Here is a 12,404-nt window from a genome sequence, read left to right on the forward strand (position 1 = left end):
AAAGAGTTATGGATATATTAGACTACTAAGCTTGTCTATGATGTTATTTCTCATCTTAATGCAGTGATCTTTATCAAACCCTAATTCACTGCTTACTGCTATCCATGTTTTTTTCTCTTTACTGAAGTATCTTAGCTTAACTAAATCCAATTCAATCTTGGTTAGTACTGTTAGTGCTCCATCTATCTTTCTTTTTAGATTGGACTTACATCTTCTCTCTGCATCTAGTTCTTTGATTCTTACATTAACCTTTTCATCTCTTCTAATGACTTCATTCTCTACACTGGAGCGAAAATCATTAGTATGGATAGCTTCTTCAAAAGTAGATGCTTTAATAGTTATATCATTTTGCAAATCTTCTATATCTAAGAGAAGATTATTTATTATCACATCTAAAGAACTATAATTATATAAAGTATATTCTGTAAGTTTGAATTTCTTATCATCCTTCTTACTCATAAATCTCTCCTTCTTCTTAACTTTTGCTTAATTTTAATGAAAAAGTACTCATTTTTGCTGATTTTCTATACTTTAATTCCATCTTATTACACACTCTACAAAGTTAGTTATATCAACGTTTTGAGTTTATTTTTATTTAGTATTTTAAAAAAGGTTACATTTTGAGTATTTTTAAGATGTAACCATAGAAACTTAGTGATACCAATACTTAATAATGATTTTTTAAAAGTTACATTTTTTAAAATATAATACGTGCATCTCTATGTATATATGTATTTATATATCCTTATATATATATATATATTTATTTTAATGTAACTTTGTAACTATATATATATAAATGGCTTAACCGTGCGGTCTGAACGTGGTTACACTCCGGTTACGTTTCGGTTACACTTTTTAAATTATGTAACCTTTGTGTTTTTCTAAATGATGGCTACTTGATGCTCTTTGGCTATCATTTCTTTAAATCGCTGCTTGTAGGCCTCTAATGTAAGCTTTGGATTTGCAATATTGAAAACCTCATAACCTTCTTCTTTATATTTATGGATCCACCAAGCTTCAGCATTATTTAAATTTTCTTGGTTAACTGCTTCATTTGCATGAATATTATTTCTTACTCCTGTAATAACACTAAAAGTTATATCTTCTATATTGCCTTTGCCACCATCTTTTATATGCTCTTGCCATCGAAAGAAGGGTAGATATCTAGTTTGTCCAATATAATACTTATTTTCAACTCTGTTATACATTAAATAAATGTATCCAAATGTATCCCCGTTGTTGCCAGCTTCTTTTTCTTGAAACTCACCTTCATATCTTAGGTTTTTATATAATTGATTTTTGCAATCATAGCTACAAAAATAAGCTGTGTTTTCTTGATCTTCTAAGTCAATTTCACCAAAATAATTATTAGTTAAATTTGATTTTGGGAAATCACTAGCCTTGCCATTGAGTTTTTTATGACAATGAAAACAGTAAGTATCAATTTGTAAATAGAATCTGTCATAGAAAAACTTATTGCTTTCCATAATAATTGCATAAATTCCATCTTTCTTCCTTGGTTTTGCAAATAATATTTTTTCTGCTGCACTTCCTGTGTATTTCTTTTTAACATCTTCTTTAGCGATATCTTTGCTTTCAACATTCTTTAGATAGTACTCATCTAAAAGAATACCTTTATCCCATGCATCTCTTTTATGGCAGTAATCATAAACCCTTATCCAAAAGTAATGCATATTTATGCACCTCCTAAAAAGAGGGCATTAAGGAGTTTTAACACCCTCAAAATACCCTTGTATAACTTTTGTTTCTTCTGCTCCAAGCGGCTCCTCTAAAATATCCGGCTGAACTATTGAAAATAAACCAAGTTTTCTAAAACCCTCTTTGCTGTATTCATCAAATCTAATTGGTTTAAGTCCTATCTTGATTACCTTACTTGATTGCTTTACTAAATATCCTGACTTATCTGCTTGCTTCTTAAAGTCCCTTGCCTTTAAAGGAATAATATCTGCTGAACCGACTTTGGTACAAAATTCATGAATTTGATTTATCATTTCTGAGGTTCTGATAAATAACCCATCCCCTCTATCTTTTATAACATCATCAACATCAAATGCCCTATTATCATTAATCATGTTATTGTATAAGACTAACATCTGCTCAACTACTGACTTTGTGTCGTTGCCTTCATCAAGTATTTCCTCATTGATATTTTTAGATATGTGCTTTTCATATCCTATAAGTTTGGATGCTTGATGCTTTTCAAGTAGAATATTGAATAGCTCTATACCTGTAGCAATATTGATCGCTGTTGTTAATACCCTGTTTTGAAGCTTGAACTTCTTTTTTACCTCTGATCTAATCTCTTTGTAATCCTCAGTGCTCAAATCAAGCACTACATCTATAATTGACCTTCCGAACTTATTTAATATCTCCTCATTATCAATAATCCATTGCATGGCTTTGGTATGTTCTTCTGTTCTTTCTCTTCTACTCAGATATACTATTGCACTTCTCTCTATTAATGCTTTCTCTGCATTAGGATAAGATTCTTCACCAGCTAAAATTATTGGTCTAGTTAATTGAAAATCTTTTGTTTTAAACGATTTATCACCCCTAGATATGGTTGTTCTATCATAAAGGTTTCTAAGGTTTTCACTTATCTTTTGAGCCTTGTATCTATCACCCATCATGCTAGGCTTAAACTCTTCAAATAAGCTTGGATAGTTGCCTGTAGAGAGTTCTTTTGTGAGTGCGAACGGTGTAATTAATCCAATAGATTTTATATCTTGTGTTGGATAGTTTAATATTGCTGCTATAACATTTGTCATAATAGCTGATTTACCAGAGCCACTTTCACCTACTAACAATAAATGATGAAGTCTTTCTTTTACCTCTTTGCACTGAATAACTGCTAGATTATGAAGTATTGTACCTATGATAGGAATAGTCTTATCTGGAGTTGCAAACTTGAATATGTACCTCTTAAGTTGAGTTAACTCAGCCTTAGTTATTAATTCCTTACAAGCGATATCAACATTGGTACTTTCAGCCTTTAAAGTTTCATTAATTCCGTTTTGCTCTATGGCCCCATCTTTAGTTATTAAAACTAACTTATCGTCTTTCTTAATAAATTGTGTCCCTTGATAGACTTCTTCTGCTTCTGTTGCCCAGTATTTATTTATCCAACTTTTTAACTCTGTTAGATCTTTTATATCTGTGCTTTTAAATGTTAAATCCATAGCATTTAGGCTCTTCTTGAAAACCCTTATATCATTAAAAACATCAACTGAACCAACTCTTTCAACTATTTCTCCTCTAGAAGTTTTCATAGTTAGTTTTATGTATTCAATCTCATCATCTACGTAACTTATTCTCTTTGCTTCTAGGAGTCTAAAATCAGTTATATATGTTCGTATGTAGATATCTTTTTTCTCATTGTAGATATATTTATATATTCCACCTTGATTCTGTTGAAATTCATCCTTGCTTTTTAGGTCTAGACTTCTTTCGAATGCCTCCAGTAAATCCTGTTTAGTATGTCCACTTTCCAACCAATCAGTTACATCCTTATTGTCTCCAAGTGACTTTATACCAGGTAAATTTATAAATCTAAACTCTGAAGCAACTTCAAATAAATTCTTATGAACAAACCATTTATATTTTTCTCCTGCTGCGCCAGTATCACCAATAACATAAATAACATAATTCATTCCATCTTTAAGTAATTCAAAGTCTTTAAGCCCCTTTACGGAAGTTGTTTCATAACCATCTTTTCTAAGTATAGAATTGATAGTATTTGCATCCTTTTCGCCTTCGACGAATATTATTATCTTTTGTTGCTTAATGCCTGTAAGAGTATTGTGGAGATTATATGGAACTTCTCCGGATTCGCCACGCTTATTTACGACATTGCCAGAACTATCTATGTGATAATAAGGTGTTTCCTTTGTGCCATCTGGCTTCAAGAATTTAGCCTTGTAGTAAAGGACTTTATTGTCCTTATCTACGAAAGGGAAAATTCCTAAAAGCTTAAAACCTTTTTTGAATCCTTTTAACTGTCCATCAATATACTTCTTAATATTATCCTCCTGGAGCTCTTTTTCTGTCTTTATGTTTTCCATGCCTAAATATTCTCTAGCTTCTTTGTAGCCAAGGTTTTTAAGTTTTGTGATAAAATCAATGGCATCACCTTGCTCCTCACAACCCCAACATTTGAACTTCTGTTTATTCTTATCTGGAAAGAATTTAACACTCAAAGAAGGTGTTTTCTCTTTATGGAAGGGGCATTTAGTAAACCCCTCTCTGTTAAATCTCTCCCCTGTCTCTTTTTCTATTAAGTCCTTTAGATCTATATCTTGTATATCCAATTCTTCACCTTCCTTAAGTGTTTTTACTATAATATACCTTCCGTATCTTCTTCGATTCCATAGTCGAACTCTGCTATTTCCGGATTAAGCTCTTTTAAGTAGTTCCTAACTCCGTAGTAGAGCTTTCTGAAGATTTCAAACCCTGCTTCTTCTTGTGGAACAAATATAGTATCTGATAAGTACAGATCTTGAATACTTGATAACCTTCCTAGTACGGCCTTTACACTAAATTTACTCCTGTAATTTCCTTTCTTTATGTTTTCAAGTCCGTTTTTTTCTTCTATCATTAGAAACATTTTAATTCCTTTTACTTTAGCTCTTTGAAACTCTCTAATTAATCGAATATCATCCCTTGAATCAGTTTCTTCCATGAGGTTGCCTATAAATTCATTGATGTGGGCTTTCCTTTCAACTGCTACAGGAAAGTTCAAGTCTCTATATATACCCATTTCTGGCCTTGCTGTGATTATTGCTGTGTAGTCTCCTTCTGGAATCTTAGCTTTTTTATACTTAACTTTCTTTTTAGTAAAATAGCTAAGAATATGAGAGTTTTCTTGCTCATTTGTATCGCAAACAATTACTAAGTTTTCACTTAAAAGTTTTTTAATTTCCGTATCAGAAAATTTAAAATAATACATCTAATTACTCCTTTACGTTAATTTCTATTCCAGTCAAAGGTGTCCAAGCTCGCTCTGTAATAAGCTTATCCTTGTGTTCTAGGTTTATTTGTTGTACTAAATTAGGTTCTTCAAACTCTTTAGCCTCTTTGTGGCATCTCCAAAGGATTAAAATGCATATTTGTATCAAGTCAAAAGTTTCTCTAATAATCTCTTTAAGGTTTCTTAAGTTTCTATCTTCAGAATAATTTAGGATTGCTATAACTACTTCCCTAAATTCCTCTTCAAGTTTTGATATTATGCCTGCTGCACCTAAAGTTTCGTTATCTATTCCTTCTCTGTCATTTTTCTTCAATATGTACATCAGTAATTTCATTTGTATCCTCCACCTCAAACATCAATACTTTACCTTGCTTTTTAGCGTATACATATTCCATTCTCGCCCCTTTACTGTCTATCCAGTTACCAAGCATGCACACAGTATCACAAGCGTCTATCATTGCGTAGCAGATAGGCATGTATGCCTCCCATGGAAACCCTTCTGGAAGTATTGCCGGATTCATCACTAAGTGACCTTCTTTGATTAGTTTTTCTTCAACTTCTGCAAAATTTTCTTTATAATCAGGTAATCCTGTTATCTTTCCAGCTATGTAAACTTTCATTTTTTTACTCATACTTTACTTATCTCCTTTACTTAAATCCCTATCGTAAGCATATTTACAATGTCCGTAGTCATTGAATCCTGTTATCTCTGGAATGCATTTATCCTCAAACTCGCTGTAAATCTCACATTCAGTACACTTTTTTTGGCACTTGTTACACGTATAGTGCAATATAAGTTCAACTAGATAGTAGTAATCTCTGTTTTCTTCATAAGTCTTGTTATAATCTGATTCTCTTTTCTTCATAAGTTCTTCCATTGCTCTTACATTATCTAAGAACACCCTAGAGCGTAGTTTATCTTTTTCTAAAACTTCTTTAGCTTTTGGGTTAAGTCTGCCCTTAATAGATTCTGTGGTTTTATTTATATAGGTCATTGCCCTCTTAATATCTGCTTTTTCTGTTTTATTTAAAAAGTTGCTTTTAGATAATAACTCCAAGTTTGCCCTTAGAAGAATACTTGATATAACCTGGTTACGTTCATCTGTGTTAAGATAGTCTTTCATAAATCACACCTCCTAAGCACATTTTAGCCACCTCTTTATTTTGCCTATAAGCTTGTTTAGAAATGATTGTTGTTGTGGTAGAGTATTTACCCTTACAGGCTTTTTATAACCCTTGTACGACTTATTATTGTGTTTGTAGCTTGTCTTTTCGCTTTTGTCTCTATAAATCTTTTCATAAAGAAAATCATAATCAAGATAAATATCAAATTCTTTTCGAGCTGCTTTCTTTATACTAATAGCTTCGATTTTGGCTTTAGCACCTTCGCCTTCAGCTACATAGGTTTTAAGTTTGTGTCTCACTCTTTTCACCCTCCCACTTTTTTATTAGGCTAGAAGTCACTATTTCCAGTAATCTCTCTTTGCTTACATCTTCACTTTTAAGTTGATTAAAAGTTTCATCTATACCAATGCATAGTTCAGCAATTACTTTAATCTTTGTACCTTTAGTTTCAACTTCACAAACTGAAACATTTTTATCTTCTGAATCAATAATCTGTAACTTTAACATGTTTTTCTCCTTATTATCGCTATATCTAAATATAAAGATAAATAGATATAGCGAATGTTTCTATCACTTAATTTACCTTGTTCCTAAATCATATTAACTTGGAGGTATTCTAATTGTGCTTTCTTCCAAGGCTCATACTCTTCCCAAGTGCAGCTCTTGTATATTCTTGAATTAACCCATCTTGCAAAATGTTTTAACCTAATGTCTTTCTTTTGGTTGTAGATCATTACAAATGGGTCTACTTTTAACTCTCTAAGCTTTCTAAATCTATACATATCTTCTTCAAAAGTTGTGTTATAGCCAACCAACGTGAAGCACATATGTCTGTACGGTTTTATGAATTTGCTTAGGGTTTTTATGCCCTCTATAACCTTATCTTCAAAGGCCATCAAGTCCCATGTATAGTGCAATGACCTTAGATGTTTAACTTGTCCCATGGCTTGTGCTATATCATCGTTCATAAGCCTTATGTCGCATCCTTGATTAATATCAACTATTAACCCTCGTTCCTTAATCTCTACTAATTTATCTATACAATTAGGATCTGCAGTAATATTGTTATCATGGAGGATTATTATGTTTGAACGAGGATTAATTATATCTTTAATCTCTGCTACATTATGAAACTTTCCTTCTTTCTTAGGAACGAAACAAAAACCGCATTCCCGGATGCATCCTCGAGAAGTAAATCCCATCCCCGCATTGACTATCTCTGTAGCCTTTTGCAGTTTGCGTTCTTTTGTCATTATTCCCCTCATGCGTGATGCAATTTCTTCAGCACTATATAAATCATAATCTGGCTTACTGTATTCAATTTTTCCTGGCAACACTTTATTGATGTCCCAACCAGTACCACCAATTTCAATTTTATCTCCATACTTTTGTATAAGTTCTTCGCACTTATATTTAGATCTAGTAAAAATAGCACTAGCGAAAATCTTTTCATATTCTGTATTAGGCTGAACAAATTCAACTTTTTCACCTTGTAACTTGTAAAAACTTGATATCTTCATGAGTGCTAAGTTAGGTATCTTGGAATCTACATCAATTAATCCTATAGTCATATTCCACCTCAAACAACTATTTGTTTATAAAACTTGTCGTACTGTTCTATGTAATCCCATCTGTCTTGATATATATTGTATTTACTTTTGTGATCTCCGATACTTAGTTGTGTTTGTTTTAAGAATTTACTGGGTATAATAAGTATTTTGTTTTCATCAATGCAAACTATCACATAAATATCGCATGTAGGATTACTTTTTTCTAAGTTAAATGAATAGCATGACCACTGGTTTTGATGAGTATACTTATTAGCTGCTTTTACATCTATCTTGATATTGTCATTCACTAATAAATCATAAGGGTGTCTTGCTGACATTTTCTCAACTCTATATCCCTTGTTTTCAAGTAATTCTTTAATCATCATTTCAGCATCAAAACCAGTTTTACTTTCAGAGTCACTTTGTTTCAAATTCATTTCTTCAGCTATCCCCTTAAAGCCACCGTTTCTTGAAATCGCAATACCTAAACCATGGCTTTTAGTTGCTAAAGTACACTCCTTATCACTAGGCATCCTATTAATGTCTAATGCTTTCATAACTTTTCTAACTTCATCATAAATCTTCTCTTTAGTCCATCTAATTCCATGTGTATAACCCATGTTTCACCACCTTAAAATGGTATAGAATCGTCCGAATCATCACAAGGACTTGTAAAATTATCATCAAAACCACCACCAAAACCTTGATTACTACTTTGACTTTGATTGTTACTTTGCTGATTGCCATTTCCCCACTCAAGGAATTGAACTTCATCAGAAACAACTTCTGTAACATATCTCTTGCCTCCATCTTGTGCATCATAAGTTCTTGTTTGTATTCTTCCACTAACTCCTATTAGCTTGCCTTTAGTTGTGTAGTTGGCTACAGTCTCAGCAATCTTGCCAAAAACAACTATTGGAATGAAATCTGTTTCTTTCTGTCCATCTTTACTGGAAAACCTTCTATCAACCGCTATAGTAAAGTTAGCAACTGCTGTCCCTGTACCTTGTGCAAATTTTAGTTCTGGATCTCTTACAAGTCTTCCTATAAGTACCGCCTTATTCATAATAACCACTCCTTAATCTTATTTGTGTCTATAAACAACCGTTCTATCTATTGTGTCCTCTAAGAACCTACTAGCTTCTAAATCTGCTGTATGTAATGCAATTACGCTTTTATACATATCCATGGCTTGGTTCATTTGCATCTGCAATTCAGAAGGTTCTGAGTTGCCCATGTGCCACCTTATCATTAACATTTCTTCTAATGTAAGTCTGATGAAGTTTTGAATCATAATAACTGATTTCTCACCATGTCCCAAAGGCATACCATCATTAATCTTGTAACCATCGTAACTTTGCCATCTATTGTTATCACCTTTAGTCCAACAAGTTTCTAAACTATAGAAATTGGTTTTGCAAATATCATGCAGCAGTGCAGTAATTGCTATAGTGTCCTCAGAAAGTCCTAAATCAAATCTTTTATTCTTTTCATGTAAAAGTCCAAAAACATTCAAGCTGTGCCTAGCTAGTTGCCCTTCATAATTTCCGTGATATTTTGTACTAGCAGGAGCAATAAAGTAATCACTCTTGGTTTGTAACCATTCTATAAGTTTGTCCATGCCTGGTCTTTGTACTGTCTGCAAGATATGTAAGATTGTATTTTTATCTCTCTCGGCTTGTGCTTTGATTTCTAACTCAGTTAACATTCCTTATCCTCCTTAAAATGGGTCTTCCTCGGTCTCTTCTCCATCTTGTGGACTTTCCTCTTTTGTAGGAGGCTCTTCACTTGAAACTCCTTCTACAGGCTCAAAAACAACATCTTGAATATTTCTCTCTTCTTCTGTAGGCTCTTCATATAACTTGACTAACTTAATTAATTCCGAACAATCCCAACTAGATAAATTTCTTAGATTAAACTTACATTCTATAGCAAATCCTTCTAGCTTGGAAATATCACTTCCATCAACTAAACCTTTAGCCCTAGCTATATCCATAAGTAGCTTTTTTTCCTTGGTCGTTGCCATCTTTGGAGGTTCTTCCACTTTATTTTCCTCTCTCATTCTATCCTCGACATTAACTGGATCTGTTGGAAGGTCTTCGTCAACTCCGACTTCCTCTGCTGTATAAAGCTGAGATAAGGAGTTAGGAAATGCTTCTCTTAAGGCTTGGACTAATGCAACCTTGCGAATCATTGTAGCGGGTTTACTTCCCCACAAGGATTTACCAGTGTTGTATTCATCAAAACTTACTGTGTGATAAACCTCTTCTTTGTCATTTTTAAAAAATACTTTCGCCCATCCTCCAACAAGTTCTTCCTTTTTTTCCTTGTGTTTACTTAGATAGAAAGTTCCTTCTCTTTCCTCTAATTCACCTTTAAGGTTAATGATTATTATTCCAGATTTCGAACCTTTATAGTTCTCATTGGTTTCTGCTCTCTTAGTAAAAGCATCTTTGCCAACTATCATTTGTGCTGCTTGGTCTCCATACTTAACCAAGTAAGCTTCTCTTAGAAATGGATTAAGCTTTTGTCCTTGACATAACTTTAGAAACATTCCAACCTCTTGGTCTGAAACTTTGTTAGCTTGACCACTTACTAAATATTTCTTTACTACTGCTGAGGAGAGTTTTATCTTTTCCCCTGCAACTTCATATTCTGCTATATTAATTAACCCTGTTTGATTTTCCATTATTCCTCTTCCTCCTCAAAATTTTCTAAGTATTCTTTATAAGTTAAATCACACCTTATGCCCTCACATTGATTGTATGGTGCATTATTTATTTTGGTTAATCCATAATCAGTGAGTGGGCAATAATTACACAATTCTTCATCTAATTCATCCTTTGATTTAGCCATTATTCAATCACCTCTACTTTAATTTCTAGTAACCCTTTAACTACCTTAGTTAAAATCATTTGTGTATCTAGTTGTTTAACTACTGTTATTGATTCGCTATCATCAACAAACACTGGTATTTTTACGTTCATCACATTACTGATAAGATTAGATATCTCTAAGCCTGCTTTAATTCTTTCTGAATTGGAAAGTTTGTTGAACTCTTTACCTTCATATAAAATCTTGAACTTTTCTTTAAGCTCTCCATCCTTTGTAAGTTCTTCAAAACTTAATTCAACCTTATCAAGATACTGGTTAATAGTTGATGTTTGTTTATTAAGTCTAATAGTGTTAAATTGCTTTCCTGCATCAATAGCAAGTTTAATTTCTGCTAAATTCAATATCTCTTTGCTTTGCCTGTAAGTCTGCTAAAACATTATCCCTGGAACCTTCTTTAAGAGCATCTAATTTCTTTTGCAGTTCTTCAAGTTCCAAGATATCAAACTGTTTTTCCTCTGGAGCCTCTTTGACTTCCAGTGCTGAAATTTTACCTTCCAAGAAAATAACGTTGTCTTTATGTTCTTTAATTTCTGCGTTTTTATCTGATAAGAAAGTCTCTGGTATTTTGAAGTTGTTCTTTTTAAGAATCTCAGTAAAATATTCTCCTAGTTCCTGGAACACTTCTTCTTTTGGAACTGGCTTAAGAACTTCGCTAAGTAATTGCTTTGCATCTTTTGGTGCTAAGCTTGGAAAATAGTAAGGATTAAAGATACTTAAAAAGATATCTTTGCTTTTATATAACTCTGCTAGATCTGAATTATCTGCCTTGCTGCCATCAATAAACAATCCATTAGTTGAGCCTTTCTTTCTTCTAATGATGTTTTTCTCAGTACCGTCTATGATGCAATTCAACTCAACTTCTGTAATCTTTGGCTTATCATCATTAACAAGCCTTGTTGCTGCTTTTTCATTTCCGTAAATATCACAGCCAGTAAATAGCCAACATATCGCTTCACCTACGGAACTTTTACCTATACCATTATCTGCTGATATAAGAGTTCTTTTCTCTCCTAGAACCACGGCTTTAGCTTCTTTGTAGCCTTTAAATCCTGTAATAGTTAAATCTTTAATTATTAGCTTCATTTCTTTCTCTCCAATCTTTTTCTATTTCATCAATATCAAATCCACAAGGATTCTTACTAAATAAGCTTTTGCAATGCCCATAAACAGCACAATCTTCACAATCACTTGTTAAACAATAATTTTCTATAAGTCTAAGACAACTAAAAAGCTTTTCTTCCGTTGTCAATCCTTCATCCTCCTTGATTTTATTTAAGCCACCCTTTATACTAAAAGTGCGAGTTTTAGTGAGGGTGTAGCTTAGTGCTATGCTCTTTTCTTTTATCTTTACAGGCATTGAGGTAATCATCTAGAACTTTCTTTTGCATTCTTTGCCACCCCATTTCTTCTTTGACCTCTTTTCAACGGTGGTATGGTTGAGGCTTCTTCTTCACTCCATTCCCTTGCAATTCTTTCTCTAAATAGTTGTTCTGATATACCATTTCTTACTGCTACTTTCATAGCTTCACTAGCTTCTTTTTTTCTATTTGAAGCCATTTCGCTCCTTGTAAGAATAGGTGTACTTATAGCTTTTTCTATAGACCATTTAAGCCTTTTTACTCTTCCATATGCTGCTTCAAAACTTATACCGTTTTTTCTTGCTGTGTTTAATTGTTCTTTTGTAAATGGTGATTCTTCTCTGATTGTTTTAGGAGTAGCTAATGCTCTTGTTTTGCTCCATCCATATCTTCTTACCCTATCTTCAAATAATCTTCTTCCTATGCCGTTTTTCTCAGCTTTTAGATACTCTTCTGGTGTTATGTAATAATCAACATCCATTTATA

Annotated in this window: 19 protein-coding genes; all 19 read right to left on the minus strand. The window is 32.9% G+C overall.

Annotated features, from left to right (window positions below; translation table 11 throughout):
* Nucleotides 1-6 precede the first annotated feature (6 nt).
* Entirely contained in the window at nt 7-459 is a 453-nt protein-coding gene (locus tag CLOCEL_RS17725) for a hypothetical protein (RefSeq protein ID WP_013291889.1), read from the minus strand.
* 425 nt (nt 460-884) lie between these two features.
* A complete protein-coding gene (locus CLOCEL_RS17730) occupies nt 885-1,697 on the minus strand; it encodes a GIY-YIG nuclease family protein (protein WP_013291890.1) in 813 nt (270 codons plus the stop codon).
* 27 nt (nt 1,698-1,724) lie between these two features.
* On the minus strand, nt 1,725-4,331 hold the full coding sequence (locus CLOCEL_RS17735; protein ID WP_013291891.1) for a CHC2 zinc finger domain-containing protein: 2,607 nt from the start codon (nt 4,329-4,331) through the stop codon (nt 1,725-1,727).
* Between the two features lie 26 nt (nt 4,332-4,357).
* The gene (locus CLOCEL_RS17740; RefSeq protein ID WP_013291892.1) at nt 4,358-4,969 is read right to left on the minus strand and encodes an ERCC4 domain-containing protein; all 612 of its coding nucleotides are present in this window, start codon (nt 4,967-4,969) and stop codon (nt 4,358-4,360) included.
* Nucleotides 4,970-4,973: 4 nt separating this feature from the next.
* Nucleotides 4,974-5,324 carry a nucleoside triphosphate pyrophosphohydrolase family protein gene (locus CLOCEL_RS17745; protein ID WP_013291893.1) on the minus strand — a complete coding sequence of 117 codons (351 nt, stop codon included), beginning with the start codon at nt 5,322-5,324 and terminating at the stop codon, nt 4,974-4,976.
* Nucleotides 5,290-5,622, minus strand: coding sequence for a DUF4406 domain-containing protein (locus CLOCEL_RS17750; RefSeq protein WP_013291894.1), 333 nt, complete (start codon nt 5,620-5,622; stop codon nt 5,290-5,292). The genes CLOCEL_RS17745 and CLOCEL_RS17750 overlap by 35 nt, the downstream gene beginning before the upstream one ends.
* A 3-nt stretch (nt 5,623-5,625) precedes the next feature.
* Nucleotides 5,626-6,114, minus strand: a complete 489-nt coding sequence (locus CLOCEL_RS17755) for a DUF5651 domain-containing protein (protein ID WP_013291895.1) — start codon at nt 6,112-6,114, stop codon at nt 5,626-5,628.
* Nucleotides 6,115-6,126: 12 nt separating this feature from the next.
* The gene (locus CLOCEL_RS17760) at nt 6,127-6,414 is read right to left on the minus strand and encodes a hypothetical protein (RefSeq protein WP_013291896.1); all 288 of its coding nucleotides are present in this window, start codon (nt 6,412-6,414) and stop codon (nt 6,127-6,129) included.
* Nucleotides 6,398-6,622, minus strand: coding sequence for a hypothetical protein (locus CLOCEL_RS17765; RefSeq protein ID WP_013291897.1), 225 nt, complete (start codon nt 6,620-6,622; stop codon nt 6,398-6,400). Before CLOCEL_RS17765 ends, CLOCEL_RS17760 begins: the two co-directional genes overlap by 17 nt.
* A gap of 83 nt (nt 6,623-6,705) precedes the next feature.
* A complete protein-coding gene (locus CLOCEL_RS17770) occupies nt 6,706-7,686 on the minus strand; it encodes a radical SAM protein (protein WP_013291898.1) in 981 nt (326 codons plus the stop codon).
* Nucleotides 7,687-7,694: 8 nt separating this feature from the next.
* Nucleotides 7,695-8,285, minus strand: coding sequence for a hypothetical protein (locus CLOCEL_RS17775; RefSeq protein ID WP_013291899.1), 591 nt, complete (start codon nt 8,283-8,285; stop codon nt 7,695-7,697).
* A gap of 11 nt (nt 8,286-8,296) precedes the next feature.
* Nucleotides 8,297-8,731, minus strand: coding sequence for a single-stranded DNA-binding protein (locus CLOCEL_RS17780; RefSeq protein WP_013291900.1), 435 nt, complete (start codon nt 8,729-8,731; stop codon nt 8,297-8,299).
* Nucleotides 8,732-8,749: 18 nt separating this feature from the next.
* The gene (locus CLOCEL_RS17785; RefSeq protein WP_013291901.1) at nt 8,750-9,373 is read right to left on the minus strand and encodes an HD domain-containing protein; all 624 of its coding nucleotides are present in this window, start codon (nt 9,371-9,373) and stop codon (nt 8,750-8,752) included.
* A 12-nt stretch (nt 9,374-9,385) separates the two neighbouring features.
* The gene (gene bet, locus CLOCEL_RS17790; RefSeq protein ID WP_013291902.1) at nt 9,386-10,354 is read right to left on the minus strand and encodes a phage recombination protein Bet; all 969 of its coding nucleotides are present in this window, start codon (nt 10,352-10,354) and stop codon (nt 9,386-9,388) included.
* Nucleotides 10,354-10,521, minus strand: a complete 168-nt coding sequence (locus tag CLOCEL_RS22895; RefSeq protein WP_013291903.1) for a hypothetical protein — start codon at nt 10,519-10,521, stop codon at nt 10,354-10,356. Before CLOCEL_RS22895 ends, bet begins: the two co-directional genes overlap by 1 nt.
* Nucleotides 10,521-10,901 carry a hypothetical protein gene (locus CLOCEL_RS23565; RefSeq protein ID WP_041707195.1) on the minus strand — a complete coding sequence of 127 codons (381 nt, stop codon included), beginning with the start codon at nt 10,899-10,901 and terminating at the stop codon, nt 10,521-10,523. The genes CLOCEL_RS22895 and CLOCEL_RS23565 overlap by 1 nt, the downstream gene beginning before the upstream one ends.
* Entirely contained in the window at nt 10,882-11,643 is a 762-nt protein-coding gene (locus CLOCEL_RS17800; RefSeq protein WP_041707196.1) for an AAA family ATPase, read from the minus strand. Before CLOCEL_RS17800 ends, CLOCEL_RS23565 begins: the two co-directional genes overlap by 20 nt.
* Nucleotides 11,627-11,929: a hypothetical protein gene (locus CLOCEL_RS17805; protein ID WP_013291904.1), complete on the minus strand. Its 303-nt coding sequence runs from the start codon at nt 11,927-11,929 to the stop codon at nt 11,627-11,629. The genes CLOCEL_RS17800 and CLOCEL_RS17805 overlap by 17 nt, the downstream gene beginning before the upstream one ends.
* Nucleotides 11,926-12,399, minus strand: coding sequence for a hypothetical protein (locus CLOCEL_RS17810; RefSeq protein WP_013291905.1), 474 nt, complete (start codon nt 12,397-12,399; stop codon nt 11,926-11,928). Before CLOCEL_RS17810 ends, CLOCEL_RS17805 begins: the two co-directional genes overlap by 4 nt.
* Nucleotides 12,400-12,404: the final 5 nt, after the last annotated feature.

The organism is Clostridium cellulovorans 743B (assembly GCF_000145275.1).
GTDB classification, from domain to species: Bacteria; Bacillota; Clostridia; order Clostridiales; family Clostridiaceae; genus Clostridium_K; species Clostridium_K cellulovorans.

What these genes read in the sequence shown, in the direction of transcription:
- CLOCEL_RS17725 (WP_013291889.1), bottom strand. Translation starts at nt 459, where the DNA reads ATGAGTAAGAAGGATGATAAGAAATTCAAACTTACAGAATATACTTTA.
- CLOCEL_RS17730 (WP_013291890.1), bottom strand. Translation starts at nt 1,697, where the DNA reads ATGCATTACTTTTGGATAAGGGTTTATGATTACTGCCATAAAAGAGAT.
- CLOCEL_RS17740 (WP_013291892.1), bottom strand. Translation starts at nt 4,969, where the DNA reads ATGTATTATTTTAAATTTTCTGATACGGAAATTAAAAAACTTTTAAGT.
- CLOCEL_RS17745 (WP_013291893.1), bottom strand. Translation starts at nt 5,324, where the DNA reads ATGAAATTACTGATGTACATATTGAAGAAAAATGACAGAGAAGGAATA.
- CLOCEL_RS17750 (WP_013291894.1), bottom strand. Translation starts at nt 5,622, where the DNA reads ATGAGTAAAAAAATGAAAGTTTACATAGCTGGAAAGATAACAGGATTA.
- CLOCEL_RS17755 (WP_013291895.1), bottom strand. Translation starts at nt 6,114, where the DNA reads ATGAAAGACTATCTTAACACAGATGAACGTAACCAGGTTATATCAAGT.
- CLOCEL_RS17765 (WP_013291897.1), bottom strand. Translation starts at nt 6,622, where the DNA reads ATGTTAAAGTTACAGATTATTGATTCAGAAGATAAAAATGTTTCAGTT.
- CLOCEL_RS17770 (WP_013291898.1), bottom strand. Translation starts at nt 7,686, where the DNA reads ATGACTATAGGATTAATTGATGTAGATTCCAAGATACCTAACTTAGCA.
- CLOCEL_RS17775 (WP_013291899.1), bottom strand. Translation starts at nt 8,285, where the DNA reads ATGGGTTATACACATGGAATTAGATGGACTAAAGAGAAGATTTATGAT.
- CLOCEL_RS17780 (WP_013291900.1), bottom strand. Translation starts at nt 8,731, where the DNA reads ATGAATAAGGCGGTACTTATAGGAAGACTTGTAAGAGATCCAGAACTA.
- CLOCEL_RS17785 (WP_013291901.1), bottom strand. Translation starts at nt 9,373, where the DNA reads ATGTTAACTGAGTTAGAAATCAAAGCACAAGCCGAGAGAGATAAAAAT.
- bet (WP_013291902.1), bottom strand. Translation starts at nt 10,354, where the DNA reads ATGGAAAATCAAACAGGGTTAATTAATATAGCAGAATATGAAGTTGCA.
- CLOCEL_RS22895 (WP_013291903.1), bottom strand. Translation starts at nt 10,521, where the DNA reads ATGGCTAAATCAAAGGATGAATTAGATGAAGAATTGTGTAATTATTGC.
- CLOCEL_RS17800 (WP_041707196.1), bottom strand. Translation starts at nt 11,643, where the DNA reads ATGAAGCTAATAATTAAAGATTTAACTATTACAGGATTTAAAGGCTAC.
- CLOCEL_RS17805 (WP_013291904.1), bottom strand. Translation starts at nt 11,929, where the DNA reads ATGATTACCTCAATGCCTGTAAAGATAAAAGAAAAGAGCATAGCACTA.
- CLOCEL_RS17810 (WP_013291905.1), bottom strand. Translation starts at nt 12,399, where the DNA reads ATGGATGTTGATTATTACATAACACCAGAAGAGTATCTAAAAGCTGAG.